23 protein-coding genes and 1 tRNA gene are annotated in these 23,970 nt (G+C 51.9%); 5 read left to right on the top strand and 19 right to left on the bottom strand.

Features of this window, described 5'->3' with window-relative positions:
* Positions 1-185 precede the first annotated feature (185 nt).
* From ABFB09_RS05125 to ABFB09_RS05150, 6 genes are all read right to left on the bottom strand, one after another.
* Positions 186-1,064 (bottom strand): YihY/virulence factor BrkB family protein, encoded by an 879-nt coding sequence (locus tag ABFB09_RS05125; protein WP_347000416.1) that lies wholly within the window; start codon positions 1,062-1,064, stop codon positions 186-188.
* Positions 1,054-2,142 carry an AI-2E family transporter gene (locus ABFB09_RS05130; RefSeq protein ID WP_347000475.1) on the bottom strand — a complete coding sequence of 363 codons (1,089 nt, stop codon included), beginning with the start codon at positions 2,140-2,142 and terminating at the stop codon, positions 1,054-1,056. The genes ABFB09_RS05125 and ABFB09_RS05130 overlap by 11 nt, the downstream gene beginning before the upstream one ends.
* Positions 2,143-2,272: 130 nt before the next feature.
* Positions 2,273-2,503, bottom strand: coding sequence for a YtxH domain-containing protein (locus ABFB09_RS05135; RefSeq protein ID WP_347000417.1), 231 nt, complete (start codon positions 2,501-2,503; stop codon positions 2,273-2,275).
* A gap of 2 nt (positions 2,504-2,505) precedes the next feature.
* The gene (locus ABFB09_RS05140) at positions 2,506-2,790 is read right to left on the bottom strand and encodes a hypothetical protein (RefSeq protein WP_347000419.1); all 285 of its coding nucleotides are present in this window, start codon (positions 2,788-2,790) and stop codon (positions 2,506-2,508) included.
* A gap of 120 nt (positions 2,791-2,910) precedes the next feature.
* Positions 2,911-3,501, bottom strand: a complete 591-nt coding sequence (locus ABFB09_RS05145) for a phosphatase PAP2 family protein (RefSeq protein ID WP_347000421.1) — start codon at positions 3,499-3,501, stop codon at positions 2,911-2,913.
* Positions 3,489-3,881 (bottom strand): hypothetical protein, encoded by a 393-nt coding sequence (locus tag ABFB09_RS05150; protein WP_347000422.1) that lies wholly within the window; start codon positions 3,879-3,881, stop codon positions 3,489-3,491. The genes ABFB09_RS05145 and ABFB09_RS05150 overlap by 13 nt, the downstream gene beginning before the upstream one ends.
* A 564-nt stretch (positions 3,882-4,445) precedes the next feature.
* On the opposite strand from ABFB09_RS05150, the gene ABFB09_RS05155 reads away from it, so the two are divergent.
* Complete coding sequence (locus tag ABFB09_RS05155; protein ID WP_347000424.1) at positions 4,446-5,615, top strand: tubulin/FtsZ family protein; 1,170 nt, start codon at positions 4,446-4,448, stop codon at positions 5,613-5,615.
* 74 nt (positions 5,616-5,689) lie between these two features.
* Here ABFB09_RS05155 and ABFB09_RS05160 read toward each other — a convergent pair whose 3' ends face one another.
* The 6 genes from ABFB09_RS05160 to ABFB09_RS05185 all read right to left on the bottom strand — a co-directional run bounded on the left by ABFB09_RS05160 (position 5,690) and on the right by ABFB09_RS05185 (position 13,020).
* Positions 5,690-8,422, bottom strand: coding sequence for a hypothetical protein (locus tag ABFB09_RS05160; RefSeq protein ID WP_347000427.1), 2,733 nt, complete (start codon positions 8,420-8,422; stop codon positions 5,690-5,692).
* Between the two features lie 109 nt (positions 8,423-8,531).
* Positions 8,532-9,566 (bottom strand): 23S rRNA (adenine(2503)-C(2))-methyltransferase RlmN, encoded by a 1,035-nt coding sequence (rlmN, locus tag ABFB09_RS05165; RefSeq protein WP_347000429.1) that lies wholly within the window; start codon positions 9,564-9,566, stop codon positions 8,532-8,534.
* A 119-nt stretch (positions 9,567-9,685) separates the two neighbouring features.
* Positions 9,686-11,065: a cobyrinate a,c-diamide synthase gene (locus ABFB09_RS05170; RefSeq protein WP_347000430.1), complete on the bottom strand. Its 1,380-nt coding sequence runs from the start codon at positions 11,063-11,065 to the stop codon at positions 9,686-9,688.
* Positions 11,066-11,184: 119 nt separating this feature from the next.
* Complete coding sequence (locus ABFB09_RS05175; RefSeq protein ID WP_347000431.1) at positions 11,185-11,970, bottom strand: Crp/Fnr family transcriptional regulator; 786 nt, start codon at positions 11,968-11,970, stop codon at positions 11,185-11,187.
* 369 nt (positions 11,971-12,339) lie between these two features.
* A complete protein-coding gene (locus tag ABFB09_RS05180) occupies positions 12,340-12,744 on the bottom strand; it encodes a hypothetical protein (RefSeq protein ID WP_347000432.1) in 405 nt (134 codons plus the stop codon).
* A gap of 72 nt (positions 12,745-12,816) precedes the next feature.
* On the bottom strand, positions 12,817-13,020 hold the full coding sequence (locus tag ABFB09_RS05185) for a hypothetical protein (protein WP_347000433.1): 204 nt from the start codon (positions 13,018-13,020) through the stop codon (positions 12,817-12,819).
* Between the two features lie 141 nt (positions 13,021-13,161).
* Here ABFB09_RS05185 and ABFB09_RS05190 point away from each other — a divergent pair, with 141 nt between their 5' ends.
* Genes ABFB09_RS05190 through ABFB09_RS05200 form a run of 3 tightly spaced genes read left to right on the top strand, consistent with a single transcriptional unit; the run spans position 13,162 to position 14,817 of the window.
* Positions 13,162-13,629, top strand: a complete 468-nt coding sequence (locus ABFB09_RS05190) for a helix-turn-helix transcriptional regulator (RefSeq protein ID WP_347000434.1) — start codon at positions 13,162-13,164, stop codon at positions 13,627-13,629.
* Positions 13,613-14,599, top strand: coding sequence for a hypothetical protein (locus ABFB09_RS05195; protein WP_347000435.1), 987 nt, complete (start codon positions 13,613-13,615; stop codon positions 14,597-14,599). Before ABFB09_RS05190 ends, ABFB09_RS05195 begins: the two co-directional genes overlap by 17 nt.
* Positions 14,596-14,817: a helix-turn-helix domain-containing protein gene (locus ABFB09_RS05200; protein ID WP_347000436.1), complete on the top strand. Its 222-nt coding sequence runs from the start codon at positions 14,596-14,598 to the stop codon at positions 14,815-14,817. The genes ABFB09_RS05195 and ABFB09_RS05200 overlap by 4 nt, the downstream gene beginning before the upstream one ends.
* 1,204 nt (positions 14,818-16,021) lie before the next feature.
* Here the strand turns inward: ABFB09_RS05200 and ABFB09_RS05205 are convergent.
* The 5 genes from ABFB09_RS05205 to ABFB09_RS05225 all read right to left on the bottom strand — a co-directional run bounded on the left by ABFB09_RS05205 (position 16,022) and on the right by ABFB09_RS05225 (position 20,173).
* A tRNA-Lys gene (locus ABFB09_RS05205) sits at positions 16,022-16,094 on the bottom strand.
* A 58-nt stretch (positions 16,095-16,152) separates the two neighbouring features.
* Complete coding sequence (locus ABFB09_RS05210) at positions 16,153-16,683, bottom strand: hydrogenase maturation protease (protein ID WP_347000437.1); 531 nt, start codon at positions 16,681-16,683, stop codon at positions 16,153-16,155.
* Positions 16,664-18,235, bottom strand: coding sequence for a nickel-dependent hydrogenase large subunit (locus ABFB09_RS05215; RefSeq protein ID WP_347000438.1), 1,572 nt, complete (start codon positions 18,233-18,235; stop codon positions 16,664-16,666). The genes ABFB09_RS05210 and ABFB09_RS05215 overlap by 20 nt, the downstream gene beginning before the upstream one ends.
* A 29-nt stretch (positions 18,236-18,264) precedes the next feature.
* The gene (locus tag ABFB09_RS05220) at positions 18,265-19,344 is read right to left on the bottom strand and encodes a hydrogenase small subunit (protein WP_347000439.1); all 1,080 of its coding nucleotides are present in this window, start codon (positions 19,342-19,344) and stop codon (positions 18,265-18,267) included.
* Positions 19,345-19,375: 31 nt separating this feature from the next.
* Positions 19,376-20,173 carry a 4Fe-4S dicluster domain-containing protein gene (locus ABFB09_RS05225; protein WP_347000440.1) on the bottom strand — a complete coding sequence of 266 codons (798 nt, stop codon included), beginning with the start codon at positions 20,171-20,173 and terminating at the stop codon, positions 19,376-19,378.
* 687 nt (positions 20,174-20,860) lie between these two features.
* On the opposite strand from ABFB09_RS05225, the gene ABFB09_RS05230 reads away from it, so the two are divergent.
* Positions 20,861-22,000 carry a type II glyceraldehyde-3-phosphate dehydrogenase gene (locus ABFB09_RS05230; RefSeq protein WP_347000441.1) on the top strand — a complete coding sequence of 380 codons (1,140 nt, stop codon included), beginning with the start codon at positions 20,861-20,863 and terminating at the stop codon, positions 21,998-22,000.
* A 151-nt stretch (positions 22,001-22,151) separates the two neighbouring features.
* Here the strand turns inward: ABFB09_RS05230 and ABFB09_RS05235 are convergent, their stop codons facing one another.
* Positions 22,152-22,796, bottom strand: a complete 645-nt coding sequence (locus tag ABFB09_RS05235) for a response regulator transcription factor (RefSeq protein WP_347000442.1) — start codon at positions 22,794-22,796, stop codon at positions 22,152-22,154.
* Positions 22,797-22,800: 4 nt separating this feature from the next.
* Positions 22,801-23,961, bottom strand: a complete 1,161-nt coding sequence (locus tag ABFB09_RS05240) for a sensor histidine kinase (protein WP_347000444.1) — start codon at positions 23,959-23,961, stop codon at positions 22,801-22,803.
* Positions 23,962-23,970: the final 9 nt, after the last annotated feature.

A 23,970-nucleotide genomic window follows, 5' to 3' on the forward strand; every position in this document is an offset into this window, starting at 1 on the left:
GATGCTGAAAGATGTGACAGCTGTAACTTATGCTTAGCAGCCTGCAGCCGCGGCGGACTTGTCCTAAAGGACGGCGGTATCTTTCAGACCGACGAATTTGACTGCCGGGAATGCCGAACCTGTGAATATATTTGCGCTCGTGGGGCGATTACCTGGGGATATGAAATCGTCCTGGGAAACCCCGCTTAAATCCACCAGGGTTTATCAGCTACTAGGGTAAGAGTCCCTTCATTCAACCGGCGCAGTTGCCCGTTAAGTTCGCTGCCGATGAGCAAGATAAATGCGGACAGGTACACCCAGATCATTAAAGCTATACCAGAACCGATTGGGCCATATACGAGTTGGAAATTGGCGAAATTGTTGACGAAATATATAAACAGATACCGAAGAGATTCGAAAAATGCCATGGCCAGAATGGATCCCGGCCAGATATAGCGCCACAAGTTGCGGGTGGTTGGTAAGAAGCTGTAAAGAACGATAAACGCAAATAGCGTCACCGCCGCGGCGATGAGAGATAGTATTATGCTAGAAGTGCTGCCGATAAGTGGCAGTTCCACTTCGGGCAATAATCCGATTGCTGTCGGCAATACACCGGAGACCAGAAATAGAAACCCCGCGCTCAAAGCAAGCAGTATATCACGCGGTTTACGTAGATAGAAGGGATGGCGCTCACAAACACCGCAGCTTCGGTTCAAAGCCACACCGATTGCAGTGAACATGTTCGAACTCGTCCAGAATAATGCTAACAAGCTGATAATGCCCAGTACGCCACGTGAGGCAATGATGCTTTCGATGTTCACTACGATGATATCGCTGGCGATGGGCAGATTGTTTTCCATAAACTCGAAAATAGCTAGCTGCACTTCTTCCGAGGGCAGAAAAAGACCGGCGAGTGAAATAAACCCTAGGAGGAGTGGAAAAAGAGAAAGGATGGCAAAATAGGCTACACCGGCAGCAAGATGCGAGGCGTCATTATTCGCCAGACCTTCGACAATTCCGACGATTACGCGAATCTGCGTGACTGACAGAATCCGGTCCTTGATCCGGTTTGCACTATTTTTCAAACGATTTTGTGTCATGATGAAGGAGAGGCAGATGGTCTTCCATCCGCGCCATATCGTCTGTGTATTGGAATATCTGGACAATGGTGGCAGCTAGAGGTATCGCCAGCAGTATACCCCAAATGCCGGCCAGGTAAGCACCAAGTACCAGGAGGAGCAATGCGATGGCCGGATGAATGTGCAGTAATTGACCCTGTACCCTGGGTACGAGCAAATTATTTTCCAGAAGTTGTACCATGAGAAAAAGTCCGATGATCCACACCACCATATCAGGGTATGTGGCAAGGATGATGATCACAGCAAAGATGCCGCTGATCCATGGTCCGATAGTTGGTACCATTTCGAACAACCCAGCTACCAGCGCAAGGAGTAGTGCTAGACCGAAATTGACTTTGAGCAAGAGAAGTCCTATGAAAGACAGGCTTCCAACAATACTACCAAGAAGCAGTTGGGCTCGTAAGTATCGACCGAGGACGTTCCCGATGATGGTCAAAACATTTCGGGTGTGGACCGCGGCAATGCCTGGTAAACCGTGGTACAACCCATCTCGTAGTTTTTCCCAATCTTTCAGGATATAAAACAAAAACATAGGTAAAGCGGCAAACCCGAAAATGAAGCCGATGGTTGTCGGTATTATGGTAAAACTCTGCGCGATGACACCTTGAACGGCGCCCCCTAACTTACCGGTTGCGTCAGCGACGAATTCATCGATGCGCGCTTGGACGTCTGGAGAAAATTGGGAACGTATCGTTTCCAATAGATTGGAAAAATAGTTGATAACCGCCGAAAATATTTCCGATGCATTGTTCATCAAGTCGGTGGCGGTGTTTATGAGGGTAGCTATCATATAGCTGGCTACAAGAGTGCCCAGTATAAGGAGAGTCAGAAGAACCAGTATTACGATAACAAGCCGTTTTTGCTTCTCCAGCCGCTTGGGGAAAATAGTGTATTTTTCCAGCCAGAGGATGAGCGGATGCAGTATATATGCAATTAAAAGCCCCAGCATAAACGGCAGCAGCACGCTTCTCAAGGCATAAACTAACCAAAAAAAGGCCGTGAGAAATACTAAAAAAACGATCATCCGCCAATGGCGAGTGATGATGTGCTGTACTTGCACGCTTCGACCTGTTCTGCCTTTCTAAAAAGCTATTTATAAAGGCAGGCCGGCGGGGAAATGTCTCCGCCGGACCATCACCTTGATAGATTCTAAGTTATTCGGCGGAAGGCAATCGGGATTCTAGATTGTGTTTTGCTAGCGCGGCACCTTCTTTCACTTTATCCGCGAATTCATCGGCGCGATCACTCAACTCCGCCGCCTTTTCTTTAAGCAGCGCGCGCGTTTCATCACCAGTCGTCGGAGCGTAAAGCAGTCCGATGCCGATACCAATGGCAGTGCCGAGGATGAGTCCCAGGGCAAAATTACCCCCGTTGTCGTTACCCATGATTATTTCCTCCTATGAAACAGATTATCTATTCCCGCTTTGACACCTTGAAAAAGAGCTGCGATTTCGATGACCGGTTTGATAAGTTCCCTGGTGGCGTACTGGGCGAATCCTTCCACCACGCTCGTCGTGGTTTCCAGGGATCGCAGGATACATTGTGACCTCTCGTAGAGCGCGTTTGTTTTCCGGTATATGGAAATAACCAGTAGTAGAATGACGAAACTTATCAAGATAATAAGAACACCGGCGATGATGATTACCAGGTCCCGGTACCATTCTATACCCATTAAGCGCCTCCATCAGTTTCGGCGGAACGTGACAGAAATATCTCACATTCGTAAATTGATGATAACACGTGGTCTGGGCACGCGCAAGTAGGTATGCCGTGTATGATCGGTTCCTTATGGTCAGGCGAGGAACAATTTTCGAGCCTGTCGCAATAACCAGTTGACAATCGGGTTAATTGTTTGAAAAAGCACAAATACGATTAAAGCTGTGATAATGCCAATAACAGCACCGCCGAGAATATCCAAAGGATAATACATTCCGGCATAGATACGGGCGAGGGAATGTACTGCGGCCACTATGAAAAACAATCTGCCGGCTTTGCGATTGCCCAGCCATACAGCAGCGGCGATGGCAAAAAGGATGGTTGCGGAGTTGGCCGGGAACGAGGAGTCGGTCGGTTGATAAAGCAGAACGGTGATCGGGATCTCGTCGAAAGGACGAGATCTGAATATGGCACTGTTAAATATGGCTACCACCCAGGTGCCCAGACCGAGACTTGCCATAGCCTGAAGCGCTATTTTCTGGTTGGTTTCCCGCCTTGCCGGGTCGATGGTGCCAAACCACAGCAAGAGCAATCCCAGGCTGGCGCTGACGATAAGAAAATAATCGTTGGCAACGCCTTTTACGATTTCATCCAGCAACCAGAATCGTCCAGCCAGGGCGTTGATAGCCTGAGCCAACGCCTGATCGATATTGATCAGCGTTTCCAAAAGTACCTCGCCTTCACGGCCTGGAAGAAGGTCATCGTTTTAAGCGCTTCCAATCCCAACAGACGCCGGTTTTTCACAATAGTCAACTTGTTACGGTTCAATATCGAACTTAATAACAGGACGGTTGTCACTGCGGAAAAACTTGCCAGGCTGAACAAACCGGCTTGTTGTGCGCCTTCGACGACTCCAACCGGATTGTGGGCGTTCCAAGTAAAAAACGCTGCCATGGCTGGAGTCGCTATAAGAATCGCCAGTACCTTATTCAATGCCGGGTTCTGGCTGAACATGAGCCCGTGAAACCCGCCATGACCGGCGGCAAATTGTATTGTAGAAATAGCGGCTAAGAAGGCCAGCAAAAAATATTCGTTTGACAGAGTCAATTATGTTTATCCACTTAATCGCACGGCTATACACCGTCAAGATTTATTCGATCCTTGGAAGAGCAACCCAATCCGCTCAGAGGCGGGGTATATCAACCGTTAGTATAACAAGACCAACAGGTTATCACGCAGTCGATGACACTATTCTGGTATTCGGCACTCTTGCTTCCGGCTACCCACCCGCCGGGACCGTTCTCGGAACGCCGTTCCCAAAAAAGCGGGCGGTTGCAGCGCCCGGAATGTTGATGGTTGCCACGAACACATTCACAACGTCCGGCGGACCTGACCCAGGCCTGTTGGACGATGGCGTTAGAGAACAAAAGCGGCTCCTTCCAACATTTCGAACCAGATTATAACATCTGAAAAGGAATTTTGTAATCCGATGTTGAGATGAGCCCTTCACCGAAAAGGACGTTCGGTGGATCAATTTTTGTGATCTATTTCATGATGAACTCGTTCCCGCACGTGCAATATTCCAGGTTTCCATCCGGACGCCGCCATGTGTTAAAATTGGCCGGTTAATTGGGACTTGAATCGCCGGGAAGTTGATGGAGGCATAAACATATGAAGTTGTTAGTTGTCGGCTGCGGACAGTGCGGTGGACGCATTGCCGATCAGTTTTCAAAATTGAACCGGGTAGCTCGCGTTCAGCGTGGCGTTGAAGTGGCCACCAATGTTATTGCGGTCAATAGTGATGTCACCGACTTGTCAGGTCTGGAACATATTCGGGCGGATTATCAGCACCGAATCCTCATCGGAACTCAGAAGACATCCGGCCATGGCGTCGGCAAGATCAATGAGATGGGTGCCGAAATCGCTCGGGATGACGGAGACAAGGTTATCGAGGCCATTAAGAACACCCCGCGTTATGCGGACACCGACGCCTTTTTGCTGATTGCTGGGGCGGCTGGCGGTACTGGTTCAGGATCGATTTCTGTTCTGTCACAACAGATAAAAGAGCGTTTCCCCGATAAACCTGTCTACAATATGCTCGTGTTGCCTTTCGCCTACGAGGAAGCCACGGAAGAACGTTCCATTTTCAATGTCGGCATTTGCCTGAAGTCCTGCTATCTTGTTGCCGACGCCATTTTCCTGGTGGATAATCAACGATTCATCAAAACCAATCATTCACTGAGAGCCAACCTTGATAAGATCAATTACCACATGGTAAAACCGTTTTACAACCTGTTATGCGCCGGGGAAGAAAAGAACTCCAAGTACGTCGGTTCCAAGGTCATGGACGGCGGAGATATCATCCAAACTTTGTCAGGCTGGACAGTTATCGGCTTCGGCCAGACCAAGATGCCGAATCTGCGCTTCAACCGGAATGCCGATTTCAGAGAACAGAGTTCTGAGATGCGTAAGGGGGCCGAGGCTATCAACACTGCGTTGGCAGACCTTTCCCTGAGGTGCAACCCGACCGATGCTAAACGCGGACTTTATCTCCTGACCGCCTCGCAAGCTGATATGAGCATGGAACTTATAAATGAGATGTCAGGGGCGCTCAAAGGGATGGCCACTGAAGCCACTATCCGCACCGGTGATTATCCCCGCGGCGACAAGACGCTGGACGTAACGGTGGTGCTTTCAGAACTGGTCAATTCCAGCCGCGTGATGGATTATTTCTCTAAGACCATCGGTTACATCAACAATTCCCGCCGGCGTCAATCCGGTTTGGAGTACGGCTTCCGCGGTGTGGAAGAATCGTTTAAGGATATTCCCTCGTTACTTTAAAAAGGGACGGGTAATTGAAACGGGCTGGTGAAATTCACCAGCCCGTTTTGTATTTCCTTTAAGTGCGGAAGATCCTATTCTTCCGGCGGCAGGTTCTTGGCCTCTTTGAACATCTGCTCCAACATCTCCATGCGGCTCTTCATGAGGTCCCGAGGAGAGGCCAGGGGTTCAGGTTTTGTTACTTCGACGATCGGAGACAGCTCAACCGGTGTTTCCTCCAACGGCGGTGGGGTTCGCCGTACCCGAGTCACCGTATCGGATGCCGGACGTTTCAGTTCCTGGCCTGTCTCCGCGATAACCTGGCGAGTGAAACCGCCGATCTCGCCCGCCCCCTGTACCAGTTCTTGAAAAGTTTCGATCCAGGAACGGGCAGCTTCCTGGGCGGCACGCCGCGCCGCTTTGACGGCGTCACGAGCGGCCTTGGTTGATTCGTCGCTGGCCTGACGGGCGGAATCGATAAGCGCCTGCATCTGGGCCATGGTTTCTTTCGATGATCTGGCTGAAGCCTCAGCGGCCTCGCGCGTGGCCCGGCTTTGCTCCTCAACTGTCTGAATATGGACTTGCGCCTCCTTGATCCAGGTGGCGACGGTCTGTTTGGCTGCGTCCGTCACCCGGGCTACCCGGTCCAAGGCTTCCTGTGAAGCCTTAACCGAGGCTTCGGCGGCGGCAGTGGCAGCCTTCCCCGCCTCGTCCGCTTTGGCGGCGGCATCCCGGGCGTCACGCCCCGCTTCCTCCGCCGCTTTTCGGGCTGAACGCGCTGCTTCTTCCGCACGGGAAATGGCTTCCGCAGATGTACGCACGCAGGTTTCTCCGGCCAGCTCCGCGGCGTTGATCGCGTTTTCACTGGCTGCTACCGCCATGCTTGAGGCCTTCTCCGCCGCTTCTTTGACTGATCGGCCGGCCGCTTCAGCTTTGCGCATGGCTTCCTGGGAAAGGATGGTTGCTCTCTCTCCAGAGGCTTGTGCTGAAAGCGCTGTTTCCTCTGCGACTTTAATAGCTTTTTCGTAGTTTTTGGTAAAACTCGATATGATGCTTTCGGTTTGGCGTGCTAGGGTTTCAGCCCGTTTTATAACATCTTTGGATTTGATATCGACGGATTCAACCGCACGTTTAGCCTCGAGTGACGCCGCCTCAGCTCCGGCGATGCCGCGAGCGGCCGCATCAGCCCGGTTGGTGGCATCGACAGCGATCTGTTTGGCTTCCTGGGCGGCTTTGATCACCGAACTGGTAATCTCTTCAGCTTTGGCTATCGCCTCTCTGGAAGCACTGACTGAGGTCTCACCGGCCTGTTCGGCGACTCTGACAGCGGCCTCACAGGCTTCCTTGGAAAGCCGTGTTGCATTATCGGCGGCGTCTTTAGCAACAGCGCCCGCGGTTTCCGCGCGCTGAGCGACCTGTTGAGACAGGGTAACAGCCCGTTCACCGGCCACCCTGGCGGCAGCGGCGGCGTTATCGGCTTGTTTGATGGCCTGTTCGTAATTGGCGGTGAATTCGATAGTAGATCGCTCGGTTTGTTGCGCCAGTGCCTGGGAACGGGCAAGAGCTTCGGCGGCTTTCTGATTGGCGATATCAGCTGTGCCCTTAGCTTCTGTGGCCTTCTTGTCAGCAGCCCCCGCTGTACTGACGGCTGAAGTAGCTATCGCAGCGGCATTTGCGGCTTTTTGGCTGACCTCTTCCGCGGTTTTATTAGCGGCAGCCGCGGACGATTCTGCCCGGGTGATAGCCTCGGCCGAAGCCCGAACGCATTTATCGGCCGCTTGCTCCGCGATTTTGACAGCGGCGTCCCTGGCTTCGTTCGACAGCCTGATGGCTTGTTCAGCGGCTTCCTTAGCGGCTACACCGGACTCTCCTGCCCGGTGTATGGCTTCCTGAGATAATTTGTCGGCACGTTCGGCTGCTTGCCGGGCGGCGGCGGCTGATGTCTCGGCCGCCTTGATCGCCTTTGAATAATTTGCGGCATAGACGGCTGCTGTTTCTTCTGTTTGGCGGGCTACGGCTTCCGATCTTTTAACCGCCTCTTTAGCGCTGATTTCGGCTGATTCCACCGCACGGCGGGCTTCGGCGGCGGCTGATTCGATCGTGCGTTTGAATTCGGTTATCGTGGATTCGGTGAGGTTCCGTGCTTCAACGGCAACTGCCTCGGCGGTTTGACGGGATTCTGCGGTAACCGCGGCGATAGCCCGGCGGGCCTCGGCGATAGCGGCTTCCGCTGCAGTCCGGGCTTCGTTCGCAGCCTTGGAACCCTCCTCGGCGGATGATCTAGCATTTCGGCGGACTTCTTCAGCTGTCGCGGCTGCTTCCCGTGCAGTACGCAGAGCAGCAGCCGCATCTTCGGCCATGCTCTTTACGGCGTTTTCAGCTGAAGAGAGAGCCTGACGGGATTCCCGTTGCGCTTCTGCCACATCTTCTTTTATCGCCTTGACCGTTGCTTCAGCTTTCTGGCTGTTGTCGCGGTAATTGCGATTCAATTCATCGATGGTGGTTTTAGCCGTCGTGATAGCGGATTCAGCGCGTTGCGAAGCATCTTCATAAACGCGGGCGCTTTTATCGGCCGTTTCCTGAGCTTTTTGCGCGGCTTCTTCAGCCTGAGCCAGAGCCCGTTCATAATTCTTGGCGTAGTTGCGTGAAGTGTCTTCAGCGGCCTTTACCGCTTTTTCAGCCTGCTTGACCGCTTCCCTGGACTGTTTTTCAGCATTATCGACAATATTTCGGGCTGTGCGCGCTAGTTCGTTGGCTTCTTTGATAGCTTCTTTGGATGCGGCGACAGATTTGTCACCAGCAGACTGTAATTCGTCTTTTTCCGACATGACAACCCCTTGTATTCGATTTGTGACAGTTTAAGATGCGGCTAATTGTAACCGAGGCGGGAATGCCTTCGCAAACGCATAACGACTCACTCATTATCTTGATTAGCGTTCAACAGTTGCGTTGCTTCAACTGACCGCAGGCGGCATCGATATCGGCGCCGCGACGGGCGCGTTCCGTAACCTGTATTCCTCGTTTCGCCAGAAGGTTGGAGAAAGCCTGGACGTGTTGGGGCGGCGATGCGGTGTAAGGCAATCCTTCCGCAGGATTAAAAGGAATCAGATTAACGTGGCAATTCAACCCCTGTAATAGATCCGCCAATTGTTGAGCTTCGCCGGCATGATCGTTTACGTCATTTAGCAGACAATATTCTATGGTCAGCCGGCGTCCGGTTTGGGAGACATAATCCCGGCCGGCTGAGATGATCTCCGCGACGGTCCATCGGACAAACCCCGGTATCAGTTGATGCCTGAGATCATCCGTCGGAGCGTGGAGGGAGATTGCCAGTGTAACGGGCAGTTTTTCTTGCGACAACCGCCGGATCCCAGGCACCTGGCCTATGGTGCTCACGGTTAGATTGCGAGCGCTTAATCCCAACTCATTATTGAGTAATTTCAGCGTCTTAACGGTGGCGTCGTAATTGAGTAGAGGCTCGCCCATGCCCATGAAGGTAACATGATCGACTCTGCCCCTGCCGTGGTTTCCGGTTTCTTTCAGTATTTCGCCGATAGATAACACCTGGTCGATAATCTCCCCCGCAGTAAGATTCCTCTTGAATCCGCTTTGACCGGTGGCGCAAAAACCACAACCCACGGGACAACCAGCCTGGGTGGAGACGCAACAGCTATAATGCGATGAATAGGGCAATCCAACGGTTTCTATTCGTGCTCCGTCACTCAATTCGAGCAACAACTTGACCGTTCCGTCGGTACTACGTTGGGTGATAATGATCTTTGATCGGCCGATGATGAAGTGTTTTTGAAGTGATTCGAGAAATGCCGGTGGCAGGTTCGACATCCGATCGAAATCCCGGGCGTTCCGCTGGTAAAGCCATTCCGCAAGTTGATTGCCACGAAAAGCTTGAACGCCGGAGGTCGCCGCCACTGTACGCAGTTCTTCGGTGTTCAGTCCAAGTAAGGGTACCATGGGAGTAATCATCCGATCCATCAGGTCGCATTATGGCAGAAGTATAGGGTAGTGACAAAGAGCCCCGGCGCGGGAAGGCAATCAAAACTCGCGTGTTCGGGTGTGAGAGATCGTCGAGATTATCTGGCGCCGGCGCAAAAGTCGATGAACCGCCTGGACAACCGCGCGTCACTCCCGAAATGCAGGTGCAGGTAACTTGCTAACAGATTATTGTCGGGTCCCAGGACGAAACCTTCTAGTTGTTCCTTTGGTTCGATAACGTGGTAAGCCGCCACGCTTTCCTCCGGTGCGTCCAGACGTGACCAGTGGAAAAGGTGACCTCTCAGGGTCTGCCCTTTTTCGGCTAGCGGCGTAGCTTTAATGGACTCGACGATGGTATAGCCCAGGCGCTGAAGTTTACCCTGCATCCGGCAGCAGCCAGGTAACAACCCGACCATATCGAACTGTTGGTCTTTGAAGTCGACGATACCCTCGGAAAGATACATCAATCCGCCGCATTCGGCATAAACTGGAAGTCCGGCGGCAACGGCTGTGCGAAGTGAATGTTTCATCGATACGTTCGATTGGAGTTCACGTAAGAAGACTTCCGGAAATCCGCCGCCGATGTAAACACCGGTCACTTCTTCAGGCAGGGATTTATCTGCGATAGGGCTGAAATATGCGATGTCGGCTCCCCAGGCGGTGAGCAGTTCAATGTTAGCCTCGTAGTAGAAATTGAAAGCCTCATCCCTGGCCACAGCGATCCGGCAGCGTCGCGGTTGGGGCGTTTCCGGAAACAGTGACGGCCGCTCAGGCAGAATAAACTCCGGCGCCTCTTGAGTCAGGCTGATCAGCAGATCCAGGTCGATGCTGGATTCAATGAGCTCTCCCAGTCTATCGAGGAAACTTGTTTCATCACCTTTCTCGGCAACAGGTACCAGGCCCAGATGTCGTTCCGGCATCGTCAGGTCGGCATTCTTGGACAAATATCCGATGACCGGCACCTTGCAGCGGTCTTCGATAGCGCTTTTGGCGGAGTTATAATGACTCGGACTGCCCACCTGGTTGAGTATGATCCCGGCCACCTTGACCCCCGGATCATAGGTGCAGTAACCCAATGCCATAGCCGCGGCGCTTTCGCCCATCTTGGCGATATTGAGAATGAGAATGACCGGAGCGTCGATCAGCCGGGCGATCTGGGCTGTAGATCCCCCGTGCCCCGGCTTGCGATGGCCGTCAAATAGTCCCATCACGCCTTCCACCAGCGCGAAATCCTTGCCTTTATTGAAATGACCGAAAAGCTCTTTTAAATGCGTTTCAGGCAGCATCCAGGCATCGAGATTATGGCACGGCACACCGGCAGCCATGCTAAGATAACCGGGGTCGATATAATCCGGACCGCATTTGAACGGCTGGACTTTGAGACCGCGCCGTCGTAACGCGTAGGTTATACCGGTAGCTATAGTAGTTTTGCCGACGCCACTGGAGGTTCCGGCGATCACGATCCTTGGAATTTTCATATGCGCGTTATTCTACTATCGAATCGTTCTCAAAGCAAATATAATTGATTAAGATACAGTGTAATTGTAATTATCATTTCCGAGAAACTTGCGTCAGGCGCGATCGTTAAGAGGAAAGATTACTCGGGCCGGAGATCGATGAAATGAGGTTCTATCCCGGCTTCACTTAACTTTTTAACCAGGTCAGGCAGTTCTTCCGATACCGTCACGACCACGACTTCCAATCCGTAGCGAACTGCTTCAATGGTAACTTCAGGTACAGCGTAAAAATACCGGGGCTCGACGCCGATCCGCCGCAAAGCGGCAATCGATTCAATGCCCGCGGCGGCGACGTGCTTCTGGTTTCTCACCAGAACCGCCAGACGCTCCAGATCAGCGTTATGAGAGCCGCCGTCACAGATTCCCGGTACCGCAGCCACGAATGCCGTCCCCTTGTTCAGGGCGACGATGCCACGAACACCGGTAATACCGACATCTTCCCCGGCCGAGGCGCTGCAGGAAGCTTTGCCCCGGGCGCCGTTACCTGGATTTTGCGATGCTACAAGTATGCCGTCTTTCATCGAGAGCGCAACTTCCTGCCCTTCCAAGATATCATCGACGGCTAGTGCCGCGTTGACTGAAATGTCGGTAACCGCTTTTTCAGCTATGTTGACGTAATTATTCAGATCCCGGAGTTCTCTGAGCATCCAGTTAACCCCGCTGGAGGTTACCCGGTATCGGGATCGTCCCTCCGAAATCACCAATTTATCGGCGATCATATGCTTTAGATACTCCGATATCGCCTGGGGTGTGATATCCATCTGTGCGGCGATAGCTTTCTGCTCGATCGCCGGGCCTTTAGATGCAATCTCGACAAGGATTTGAAAACGGGTGGAGGAGTTTTTATTTTGAAGAATATCGGCCATACGGTTCTCTTTTGAGACGTTATTCGACTGGTATTATAACATGAAAATGTTTGCCGTATCCGTTAAAAGAAAGATATACGTTCGCCAGGTATACTGGTCGGTCGATGCTTTCAAAAGAGGCAACCGCCCCTGGGTCAACGTGAAACTCTAATGGTGGAGTAGGGCGAAAAGGAGTCGGGGATTGGAGAGAGAACGTGAGCCGCCTGGGGCTCGAACCCAGCACAACCTGATTAAAAGATACAAGCCAAGCGTGAATCAGCGTACCAAATAGTCACTTTGGGGTGAAATTCTCGATTGGAGCGTACCTTTGTGTGCCCTCCTATACTATAGCGTTCCAGAGACTTGGTTAGCAAAATGTTAGCAACAACGCTACTTGTAATAGGTAGCCCCGTTATATCTGACGCCGTTAACATCTTTGAGATACTTGAAACTATGCTGGCCTGTTTTACCGGTGGCAGGGTCCGTCAACGTAATGGAGTTGTATTCCCCAGTCGTAGCATCTATACCCAGTTCATAAGTATAGACTCGTTTACCATAAATTGAATCGATAATAGTAAAAGTGTTTCCACTGAAAGTTATGGTGACTTCGTAACCCAACAAGGTTTGAGTGTATGTTCCATTTGGTTTATTGGAATCAAGAGAGTTTGAAGAGACAGTATCATCAAACCAAGCAACGACATTGTTTTTTACATCGGCAAAAGGTTGCACGCCTTGGAAAGACAAGGCAACGACAACTATGATGGCCAGGAGGATTGCAATTTTCAGAAACTTCATGATATCTCCTCGGAATCACTATATTCAGGGGCGTTCAAGTTTAGAATCGGTAAAACGTTTAAGCGAGGTTGATTAACCAATAAATTGCAAAAGTATGAATGCCACAAAGATTCCAAAGACGAGAAATCCCCAAACCTGTGCGATTCTTTGTAATTGTAGGCCGATCTCCTTTTGTTTATTTGGCTCTGCCATCGCCTTTCCTTGATAGTAGAAAGCGATGGCAGCACCACCAAGACCAACCACAATTCCGGCCATCCATGCAGAAACATTATCCACTCAAGATTCTCCAAGAGAAAATATGGATTATATTATACACCCGTAAGTCAATGTTAGATGGCCCCGGGGGGGAGGGAATTAGTTAATGCTTGACAATGGTCATCTATAAGAGTACCCTAGTACTTATATGGAGGTATATGAATGGCCGACTTAACGTATAAACTCGACATTAACCCTAGCTACGAATGGGGGGAAGGTGCGGAAGGTCTGGGCGTATCTCATCGGGAATTGGAAGTCTTCTCGTTGATTGTTGAAGGCTTTTCCAATAAAGAAGCTGCGCAAATTCTCCATATCAATCACCAATCAGTGAAAAACCATCTTTACGCAATGTATAAAAAGCTAGGTGTTAAAAACGATATGCAAGCGTTGATCTTGCTTCTTCATAAGAACATGGTGAAGGCTAAGGCCAAAATGCCTTTAGGGAATAGAGCTTATGTTACAGACGTTAAGCTAGAAGCGTTAATCGACCATTTCAGAAAATTGAATAGCGGGGAAGCATGGTCTTCAGATATAAACCGCAAGAATATAAGATTATTCAAAGTATGGTTAAGGGAACATGGGATTGACGTTGAGAACTGGGAGAATACTGACATTGAAACCGGAGAATGAAGGTGGTTGCGGTGGTGGTGTGGTGAAGTGGGGCGGCAGCCACCTGAACGAACCGGGAGCACAGAGCGACGCGATGTGCGAAGAGTGGCGTATTACGCCACTCGATGCCGTGGTTCAGGCAGCGGCAGCCGCGCCAGCGACAGACGGGGAGGCGTCTCCCCCGTCGTTCCCTCCTTCTTTCCTCGTCCAGAACAAGGATAATGTCAACGCTCAATTCTATAAAGCCAAGTCTCTTCTTACAATGTGGGACTTCTTGGAATACAAAGGACGCATTGGTACGACAATTATTGCGCTGAACCATAAGGAAGACCCGTCTTTAATGCGGTTGATGCCTGCCACTTGTCGATGTCGTTACTTCGATGATGGCAGGAGGCATATTTCCAGCAAGATAAACAAGAGACTCGGAAAGTTTAATAAAGTTCCGGGCTTGATGATGACACTGACCTATGACCCCAAAAAGACAACCAAGCAGGATGCCTGGGCTAAGTTCGGTAAGGACACCAGGAAGTTTTTAAACAGCGTCAACCAATATCGTAAAAGACGGGGTTGGCGTCGATTGCATTATCTGTGGGTTGTCGAAGTGCAAGAAGATACTGGCTATCCTCATGTGCACATCTTTTTTCCAAACTTAAAGTGGTTGGCTCCTCTCTCAATTCTCAACGGGAACTGGAGTGAAGGACGGGCTAACGTTAGCAGTCCAAAGAAATTGACCACCAATTGTGCTGCATACATTTCAAAGTACCTGCGGAAAATGAATGGCTGGACTGATTTACATCTTGCCATGCTTTGGAGTGGTCGCAATCGAATGTACGGGTTTTCAAGAGGTTTTTCTCCAAAAGAAGAGAAGCCTGAAAGCGAATGGAACCGATGGCATATTATCAACACAAATAAACCGGAGGAACTGGAGCAATCCCTTGAAGCTGGCGGGTTTACCATTACAAAGGACACAGGAAAGCGTAAACTCGTATGAAGGATTCTTCGGTTCAAAAACATTCCAGCTTAACCAAGGTTCAACAAGGCAAGAGATTGTGCTTAACTGTTCCGGAGGCAGCGGAGATGCTAGGCATTTCTCGCAATCATGCCTATGAATTAGTACGGCAAAATCAACTCCCATCGGTTAAACTTGGAAACCGGATAGTCATTCCAAAAATACGGCTTGAGAAATTTCTTGAAGGAGGCGGCGCATGAAGGGTCACATCACAAAACGAAGTGAAGGCAGTTGGAGTGTTGTGGTGGAACTTGCGCGGGATCCTGCGACTGGCAAGCGGCGCCAGGCTTGGCATACTATCAAAGGGAATAAAAAGGATGCGGAGCGTTACCTGCGGGAATTGCTGACCTCCGTTGATGATGGCCTCTATATCAAGCCTCAAAAGGTGACTCTTGCGGATTGGCTGACTCAGTGGTGTACTGATTATGTGCCTATCCAAAGCACTCAAAGGACTGCGGATAGTTATCGCTCAAATATCAATCGCCATATCATCCCAGCTCTGGGAAAAATCGGCCTGTCCCAACTCGAACCGCAACATTTACAGTCCTACTATGCAAAGGCTCTTAAATCTGGAAGGGCTGACGGTAAGGGCGGTCTATCCCCTCGAAGTGTGATTTATCATCACAGGATTATCCATAAAGCCTTGAACCAAGCTGTGAAAATGGGGTTACTCGTGCGTAATGTGGCGGCATTGGTCGAACCCCCGCGCGCGGTTAAATCAACAATTCACACACTGGCGGCAAGCGAAATACCGAAATTGCTTGATGCGTTACATGAAACCAGCTTTTATGTGTTCTACTGTGTTTTGCTGTATTGTGGTCTTCGCCGGGGTGAAGGATTGGCGCTTAGATGGCGTAGCATCGATCTGGTCAATCATAAATTGGAGGTAACAGAAACCGCTTTCAAGCTAGACGATGGTACCTACGTGGTCAAGGAACCTAAAACCCCACATAGCAAAAGGAATGTTTCAATTCCGCCTTCTCTTGCGCTCCTCCTCTTGGAGTACAAGGCTAACCAGAAGGCACTGAAGGACGAATTAGGGGTTGAACTTCAACGGGATGACTTCGTGTTCCCCCAACTTGATGGAAGGCCTGTAAATCCAAACGCTGTTTCTGATGCCTTCCATAACGCAGTTGCTAGAGTAGGTATTAAAATGCGGCTTCATGACCTTCGCCATGCTCATGCAATACTCATGCTACAAGCGGGTATTCACCCTAAGATAGTCTCTGAGCGTCTCGGACACGCAAATATCGGAATAACCCTCGATACATACAGTCATGTTTTGCCTGGGCTCCAAGAAGCTGCGGCTTTGAAGTTCGATGCTCTGTTGGATGAAGGGTCTGCTAACCAAGAAATAAGCCCATCCGTTAGCAAACGGTTAGCAAAAGGGGAAGGGGTTGAACGTGAGCCGCCTGGGGCTCGAACCCAGCACAACCTGATTAAAAGTCAGGTGCTCTACCAACTGAGCTAGCGGCCCATGTAAAGAAGAGTTTATCAAAACTCGCAGGTATGATGCAACTAAGCGAGTCTGAATTCTAGGAGTCTGGCAGGTTTTTCAAGTCTTCTAAGACGAAATCGATTACCTTTTTGACCGCGGCGTTCACCTCTGGCGTAAGACCTTCATGTAACGCCAGGCTGCCCGGCTGGATGCCGTAGAAGACGATATCTTCGGGCAGTTCGTCAGTCATTCTCAGGAAAAAGATCGCTTCATGGACGCCGATGTCGTGCACCGAAATGCTCATCTGTTTAATCTCGGCCAGTTGACCGGGACCGAAACGGAAGACCGCGCCGGGTTCGGATTCGGCGGCTACGGCATCGACGATGATGACCTTTTTCCGGCCGCGTATGATATCCATCAGTTCCATGGCCCGGGTGGCGCCGTCCACTACTTCCACGCCTTCTGGCAGCGGCAGTTTCTGCAGAGCCTCTATGACCCGGATTCCAGCGGCTTCATCGCTCAAAAGGATATTGCCCACCCCCAGCACCAGCACCGGGGGCGGGCAATCCATGTTGTTTTGTTGCGGTTGAGTCTGATCAGCCATGCTGTTAGGCGATTCGGTATTCACCGATGGTATCGCCGTTCGGCCGGACCAGGTGCACGGCGCAGGCCAGGCAGGGATCGAACGCCCTGACGATACGGACGACCTCGAAAGGATTCTCTTCGTCCCTGACTTTGGCGCCAATGAGCGATTGTTCGATGGCTCCCGGTTGGTCGCGGTCATCCCGCGGCGAGCAGTTCCAGGTTGAAGGAACGACGCACTGGTAGCGGTCGATAACGCCATTCTTGATGCTGATCCAGTGACCCAGGGCGCCGCGGGGCGCTTCCCAGAGGCCCATGCCTTCGGCGGAGTCGGGGATCTCGATGGGTACGTTCCAGGGATCGCCGACCTTGAGTTCGTCGAGCCATTTATCCATGGCGTCGGCGACGATCTTGCATTCGAGGGCACGTGCGGCGTGGCGGCCCAGGGTGCTGAAGAGAGCCGAAGGTCCGGCGCCGAAGTGGCCCAAGGTGTCGTTGACCATCTGCTGCACGGTGGGATCTCCGGCCAAGTAGGCTACCAGAACGCGCGGCAATGGGCCGACCTCATGGACCTCGCCGTTGTATCGCGGCGCCTTGAGCCAGGAGTACGCGCCGCTCTTGTTGTGGTTATCGATGGTATCGGTGCCGGACGGATGACCGCTGGAACTATCGAACCATCCGTACTTGACATCTTCGGTAATGAATTGAGGGTTGAAAGCAGTCAGGTTTAAATTGGCATCGGCAACGCCGTTCGGCAGGACACGCCGGCGCTTAGTGAGATCGGCATTGGAATCCAGGTCGAAGACGCCGTAAGACAAGACTTTCCCGCAGCCGAAACCCTGGTCGAAATGATCGGAGTAAGCCTCCGCTACGGCGATCACGTCGGGGATATACACATTGTCGGTAAAGTCCCGCAGGATTTTGAGCTTGGTCCTAAACTGTTCGATGTTCAGGTCGGTCGGCCCCTGAGTGACGCCGCCGGCGGTCAGGCCGGGACCGTGGGGGATGCGGCCGAAGAAAATGGTAGCCATCTCGTGGGCCAGGCGCCGCATATCCAATGCCTTTACATAATCAGCGGTTGCCTTCTGATTGACGGCTTTTGATAGCCGGTAGTCGCCTTCGTACCTGGGCCAGAACGGGCCGAGCATAGCCAGATCGTTAGCGGACAACGCGCGTTCGATAAACTTCTTTACCTTAAGAAGACCAAGGTCGTTACCGGTGTAGTCGGCGGCGGCGGTAACGTCGACGTAGTCGAGAGCCGCGAGATGGTAGAAGTGCAGGATATGCGATTGCACATAATTGGCTCCCTGAATCAGGTTACGGATAATGCGCCCGTTGTCCGGGATCTGGCCGGCTACGCCCAAAGCGCTATCAAGGTTGAGCACCGAGGTTACGCCGTGAGAGACCGGGCAGACGCCGCAGATTCTCTGTGTATAGTGTTGGGCATCCAGCGGATGATGCCCCTTCATGAAGATCTCAAAGCCGCGGAAAAGCGTACCGGAGGAATGTGCGTCCTTGACGACGCCGTTTTCTACGACCACCTCGATCTTAAGATGGCCTTCGATGCGGGAAATCGGATCGATTACTATCTTTGCCATTCTGTTATTCTCCTTTCACTTTCCGCGACTTAATGCCCGGAACCGGATTTATCTTTGGATAGGGCGCGGGCGGCGGCAAACGCTACCGTTCCGACACCGACAGCCCCGGCTATGCCAAGCGCCGTTTTATCCAATGATTTGGTCATATCTACCGGCAGGTGCAATGCGTTGAGGTCGCCGACGGCGTTTTTGAAGATCGGGAAATCCAATTCGGCGCAGCCGATGCAGATGGTGCCTGCCTCGACACACCACTTGGTCTTATTGTTCCACAGCCGGTCGTTGCAATCGGCGTGGGTGACCGGGCCTTTGCAGCCCAATTCATACATGCATTCTGGATCGCCGTATTTCTTGGCGAATTGCCCGGCGGCGAAGTTGCCGCGGCGCGGGCATTGGTCGTGGATCAGTTTGCCGTAAAATTTCAAAGGTCTTAGATCTTTGTCAACCTCGATCGATCCGGGATCACCGGAAGTCAGAAGGTCGGCGACGGTGAGGACGAACCAGTCGGGGTGGGGCGGGCAGCCTGGGATATTGATAACGGGGGTGGTGACACCGGCGTCTTTCAAGACTTCGGATAGTCCTTTGACACCACCCGGGTTTGGTGGTGTGCGGGAAATACCGCCGGAGCAGGCGCAGGTACCGATGGCCACGGCGGCGATAGCTCCGCGACCGACGCGGACAACTGTATCGATCAAAGGTATGGGTTCATTGTTGCTGGTTTCGAACAGGGTACTGTAGATACCGCCGTCTTTGGTAGGGATACCACCCTCCATTACCATGACATAGCCGCCTAAGGCTTCGGTATCATGCAGCGCTTTCTCGGCAAGTTCTCCCTGCGAGGCCATGATGGTCGGGTGGAAGCGCATACTGACATGGCTGCCGGGAACCACATCGGTCAGGAGAAGATCCTGGATGGTGGGTGGAATGGCGTTCAGCACTGAGACGCTGCAGCCGTTATCACCTGAACCCTGGATCCAGATGACCGGGATTTCTTTGATCGCCTGGGCGAATAGGGTCTCGAACTCCGGGAGTTTTATCAGGGATAGCCCCAGCGCCGCTGTGGAACCGGCGCATAACTCCACAAAATGCCGTCTGTTCAGTTTGATATTCATCTGATATCCTGCCTCCGATCTTTCAATCTGATTAATGCTTCGCTGCCGTGCCGTTTTTGGCGGTGCGGCTGACGCGGAAAGCGTAGATACCGCCCAATACGGCTGCCAATGTCGCCACTTCGAAGGGAATCTTGGACAGGAATTCGTGGGTGAATTCCGGGTAGAATTCCTCTTCCACTTCGGGGAAACCGAGCTTTTCGGGTTCAACCGCGTTGATATACACCACTGATGTTCCGCCGGCTTCGAATTCGCCGTAGATATGACTGTTGTATCGGGTGGGGTTGGCGGATATGCGGCTGTGAGCCAGGGCAATCAGGTCGGCTCTTTCGCCGAACTCGATGGCGTCAGGCGGACAGGTCTTGGCACAAGCCGGAATCATGCCGTCCTTGACCCTGTCCCAGCAAAAAGTGCATTTCTGAATCTTGGGCCAGGGGTCGGATTTACCTTCCTGGTCGTACCAGGTGAACTTTGGAATGTCGAACGGACAGGCATTCTGGCAATAGCGGCAACCGATGCAGCGGCCTTCTTCCCAAACTACGGCGCCGTTTTCCAGTTTCTGAAGTGCTCCAACAGGACAAACCGAGACACAAGCCGGACTGGAACAGTGGAAACATCGTTTGTGCACCGATACGAAATGAAGTTTGCCGGCCTCTTCGATTTCGAAGAATTCGACGTGGTTGAAGGTGTAAGCGTTGGTTTCGATGGGGTTGGTGAGAGTGGGGCTGTACTTGGTCTGAACTCCCGGCAAAAGGTTCCATTGTTTGCAGGCTACCTGGCAACCGCGGCACCCTGTGCACTTGGTTGTATCCACCAGTATTCCGATCGGCATGAGACCCTCCTTTGGTTTTGGAATTTCGTTCAGCGGGAAAGATGAGAAACAATGGGGGATGGGTTAGGTCCGGACCTATATCTAAAGGACAGTGTTTGTATTAGAATGAACATCTGGGGAAAGAATATCATATTAGTTCGGGTATGAATAGCATTTTGTGCCTGATATGACCGATAATAACCCGCTATTACGTAAGCCGGTTATAATATTCTCACACAAATGCCGCTCACATTAATACTGATAACGATGGTACTAGTACTTACTATTAAATATATGGAATTTATCCCAAATTGATACAGTCGTCTTAATCGTGCTTTTCGGTTTTTTGTTGAATGAATAAGTAGAAGGGGTATTCGGGAATGTTATTGTACATAACCCTTGAATACCCCATGAGCACGAAAACGGAGTGTCTAAGCCCTTCATGAAAATGTCCGGCTTATCAGGAATACTGACGCCATACCGCATCTGTACCAAAATATACCGACAGTGTAGTTCCCGGGTTTGTTCCGTTGCCAGGAAATCAGGAAGTGTAACATCATTTTAATAGAAATGCTTACCTTTTTTAGAAATTAATATTTGGTGGAGCAAGGTAGGATTAAGTCTTTCAAAATGCTATGATTATAAAATCCGGTATAAGTTCGCAAGTAGTGTATTTGTAGTACTCGTCTAAGGGAGCAAAGACCTCATATGAGCAAGATTCGAGTCGGCATCAACGGTTACGGCGTCATTGGCAAAAGGGTGGCGGATGCTGTAACCCTTCAGGATGACATGGAGGTAGCCGGCGTCACCGCCGTCAACGCTGATTACCGTATCCGGGTTGCCGCGGAGCGGACATACCCCATCTTTGCCGCTGTACCGGAAAAACTCCCGATGATGCGTGAAGCCGGCATACCCGTCGAAGGTACTCTGGCCGACCTCTTAAAACGAGTGGACGTGATGATTGACTGCACACCGAAGGGCGTGGGGGCGATGCACAAAGAAGCCTATGAAACCGCCGGCATCAAAGCCATCTTCCAGGGGGCCGAACGGCATGAGCTAACCGGTGTTTCGTTCGTCGCTCAGGTCAACTACGCTGAGGCGTTAAACAAGCAGTTCGCCCGTGTCGTTTCCTGCAACACTACTGCCCTCTGCCGTATCATGAACGCGTTCAACAAGCGGAAATGGATTAAGCGTGCCCGCGCCGTCATCCTTCGCCGTGGTACGGACCCCTGGGAAAGCCACCGGGACGGTATGATCAATACTGTCATTCCGGAAACAAAGGTGCCCAGCCACCAGGGGCCGGACGCCACTACCGTCATCAAGGGTCTGGACCTGACCACCATGGCCGGCGCCGGGCCTTATAATTTGAGCCACATCCACTACGCCATGGTGGAGACCACCCGGAAGGTGAGTCTTACCGAACTCCGCCATGCCTTGTGGGAGGAACCGCGCCTGGCTTTCGTCCGTTCCAGTGACGGCCTTGTAGCCCTCAATTCGGTTATCGAGCTGATGCGTGACCTCGGCCGTCCGCGCAACGACATGTGGGAAGTCGGCATCTGGGAGGACGCACTGGCCGCTGACGACCGCGAACTGTACCTAGTTTTCCAAGTGCACAACGAGGCCATCACCATCCCGGAAAACATCGACGCAATCCGAGCCCTGACCGGCATAGAGACCGACGCCGTTAAGTCCATGGCTAAAACCGACAAAGCTATGGGTGTGCTCAAAACCTTCCTGCCTGCCACGATACCTGAGGCTGCGACTCATGCCGCCATGGGCGCGGCTCTCAAGGCTGAACGGGCGGAATTCCAGGAAGAGGGCTACAAAGGTGCTGAAGAGCCGTTCTAGAGATTGGAGCATAGGTTAGATCATTCCTGTCGGTACCGTCCTCTGGCTGACCCCCATAGAATAAAAAGACGAAGACATTCCAGGAGCCCTGCTTTGATTGAAAAAAGGGGTAGCGACGTAGTGTTTCCCAACACCAACTAAAAACTGATAACTACTCTCTGCATAACCCATGCCGCGTCGCATAAGCAACAGCGGCAGCGCGGTTGCGGAGGTGCAGCTTATCCAGGAGCCGGGAAAGGTAGGTACGAACTGTGCTCTCGCCCAGAAATAGTTTCTCGGCTATTTCGCCGTTAGTCAGGCCGTCGCCCACCAGTTTCAGGACTTCCATCTCCCGCGGCGAAAGATCGAGTTCTTCTTTGTTGGTCTGTCGCTGCCTGAACTCGGTTACCAGGCTGCAGGCCATCTGCGGGGAGAGAATGACCTCGCCGGTAGCCACGCGGCGGACGGCGGAAACCACCTCGCCGATGCCGGAGCCTTTGAGGAGATAGCCCTGGGCGCCGTATTTAAGCGCAGTGAAAAGATCCTTTTCATCAGTAGAGATGGTCAGCATCAGCATTCTGGCGTCTGGGGCTTTTTCCTTGATGAAAGGCAGCGCTTCCAATCCACTACACCGTGGCATCAAAATATCCAGAAGAATCACGTCCGGTTGTAAGGCTTCTGCTTTGGCTATAGCCTCGTGGCCGTCGCTGGCTTCACCGACGACTCGGATGTCTTCTTCACCCGAAAGGATGGAAAGCACGCCGCTCCGCACGATGGCATGATCGTCGACGATGAGGATACGGATATTTTTGGACATTGCTCTATCTCCTGTCAATTGGAATATCCATCTTGATAGTGGTGCCCCGGCCGACGAAACTGACCACCCTGAAATTGCCACCCGCTGACTCTGCTCGCTCTTTCATAACGTTCAGACCGTGACCGGCGGAGAGCATACCCCGATTGTGTTTGGTGACGTCGAAACCGTGCCCGTCGTCTTCGATGGTTACCGACAAGTGCCCATCCAAACGAACCATTGCAAGTGATATGTTATTCGCGTCGGCGTGCTTACGTATATTGTTCAGCGCTTCCTGACAGATTCGAAAAAGCTGCAATTCGACATAGGGAGGGAGTTGCGGTTCCTCTACAGGCAGATCGAGGGAGTAGTCGATGCCGGTATCCTGTTTCAGCCGTTGAAGATAAGTCTTGAGATGACCAATCATCTGACCGCAGCCGGAGTACCGCCGTAGCAGTTCCAGAGATTCCAAAGCTTCCGTACGCGCCCCCTCGACCAGGTGTAAAAGTTTATCGACCTCCGGCATTTCGATACCCCGGCGTTTGAGTTCCCGGTCGATGATCTGGCCCTGCCACGACAGCGCAGAGAGAGTCTGTACCGTACCGTCATGGATTTCACGGGACAACCTCTGCCTTTCCTCGATAATGAATTCACCTTGCATCCGTTGGCGGAGGTTGATATTGACCAGGTAGGGTAGGGAGGCGGAAAGGCTGACCGCTACGATATAGATCAGGAAATAACTCAGTTCCGGAAGTCCGGGCACCAAATTGAAAAGAGGATTCACCAATTGTGCCAGAAGGATGTTCAAATTGGAAACCACAGCCACGCTCATGGCGACATAAGAACTATAGAACAGAGAGGCCGACAGCACCGGTGCCAGGGTGTACAGCAAAAAGGGACTGTTGATTCCGCCAGTCATCCATACCAGCCATCCGGCAAAAATAATGTCCAATGCCAAAAAGAGTTGACCGGTGGTGGCGTTGCGGGGAGATGCAGGAGTGAAAAACTTGAAGGCTGTATAACCGATGGCGGCGCCGGCGATGACGACAGCGGAAAGCGGTGGCGCCAGGTCGAAGGCGCTTAACTGGCTCACAGCCAGGGCAAGCGCAAGTACCCGATAGACGTTGAGGTAAAGCTTGAGCCTTCCCCCGAAACGTCTGGCCTGGATCACCGGAGCGGAAACGTGCATCCAACCTCC

This window comes from Dehalogenimonas sp. THU2, from assembly GCF_039749495.1.
Lineage (GTDB): Bacteria > Chloroflexota > Dehalococcoidia > Dehalococcoidales > Dehalococcoidaceae > Dehalogenimonas.

Excerpts from the sequence above, each read along its gene's own strand:
- ABFB09_RS05220 (WP_347000439.1), bottom strand. The coding sequence starts at position 19,344 with ATGAATATCAAACTGAACAGACGGCATTTTGTGGAGTTATGCGCCGGT.
- ABFB09_RS05215 (WP_347000438.1), bottom strand. The coding sequence starts at position 18,235 with ATGGCAAAGATAGTAATCGATCCGATTTCCCGCATCGAAGGCCATCTT.
- ABFB09_RS05230 (WP_347000441.1), top strand. The coding sequence starts at position 20,861 with ATGAGCAAGATTCGAGTCGGCATCAACGGTTACGGCGTCATTGGCAAA.
- ABFB09_RS05170 (WP_347000430.1), bottom strand. The coding sequence starts at position 11,065 with ATGAAAATTCCAAGGATCGTGATCGCCGGAACCTCCAGTGGCGTCGGC.
- ABFB09_RS05240 (WP_347000444.1), bottom strand. The coding sequence starts at position 23,961 with ATGCACGTTTCCGCTCCGGTGATCCAGGCCAGACGTTTCGGGGGAAGG.
- ABFB09_RS05155 (WP_347000424.1), top strand. The coding sequence starts at position 4,446 with ATGAAGTTGTTAGTTGTCGGCTGCGGACAGTGCGGTGGACGCATTGCC.
- ABFB09_RS05200 (WP_347000436.1), top strand. The coding sequence starts at position 14,596 with ATGAAGGATTCTTCGGTTCAAAAACATTCCAGCTTAACCAAGGTTCAA.
- ABFB09_RS05235 (WP_347000442.1), bottom strand. The coding sequence starts at position 22,796 with ATGTCCAAAAATATCCGTATCCTCATCGTCGACGATCATGCCATCGTG.
- ABFB09_RS05135 (WP_347000417.1), bottom strand. The coding sequence starts at position 2,503 with ATGGGTAACGACAACGGGGGTAATTTTGCCCTGGGACTCATCCTCGGC.
- ABFB09_RS05175 (WP_347000431.1), bottom strand. The coding sequence starts at position 11,970 with ATGGCCGATATTCTTCAAAATAAAAACTCCTCCACCCGTTTTCAAATC.
- ABFB09_RS05130 (WP_347000475.1), bottom strand. The coding sequence starts at position 2,142 with ATGATCGTTTTTTTAGTATTTCTCACGGCCTTTTTTTGGTTAGTTTAT.
- ABFB09_RS05160 (WP_347000427.1), bottom strand. The coding sequence starts at position 8,422 with ATGTCGGAAAAAGACGAATTACAGTCTGCTGGTGACAAATCTGTCGCC.
- rlmN (WP_347000429.1), bottom strand. The coding sequence starts at position 9,566 with ATGGTACCCTTACTTGGACTGAACACCGAAGAACTGCGTACAGTGGCG.
- ABFB09_RS05180 (WP_347000432.1), bottom strand. The coding sequence starts at position 12,744 with ATGAAGTTTCTGAAAATTGCAATCCTCCTGGCCATCATAGTTGTCGTT.
- ABFB09_RS05225 (WP_347000440.1), bottom strand. The coding sequence starts at position 20,173 with ATGCCGATCGGAATACTGGTGGATACAACCAAGTGCACAGGGTGCCGC.
- ABFB09_RS05140 (WP_347000419.1), bottom strand. The coding sequence starts at position 2,790 with ATGGGTATAGAATGGTACCGGGACCTGGTAATCATCATCGCCGGTGTT.
- ABFB09_RS05190 (WP_347000434.1), top strand. The coding sequence starts at position 13,162 with ATGGCCGACTTAACGTATAAACTCGACATTAACCCTAGCTACGAATGG.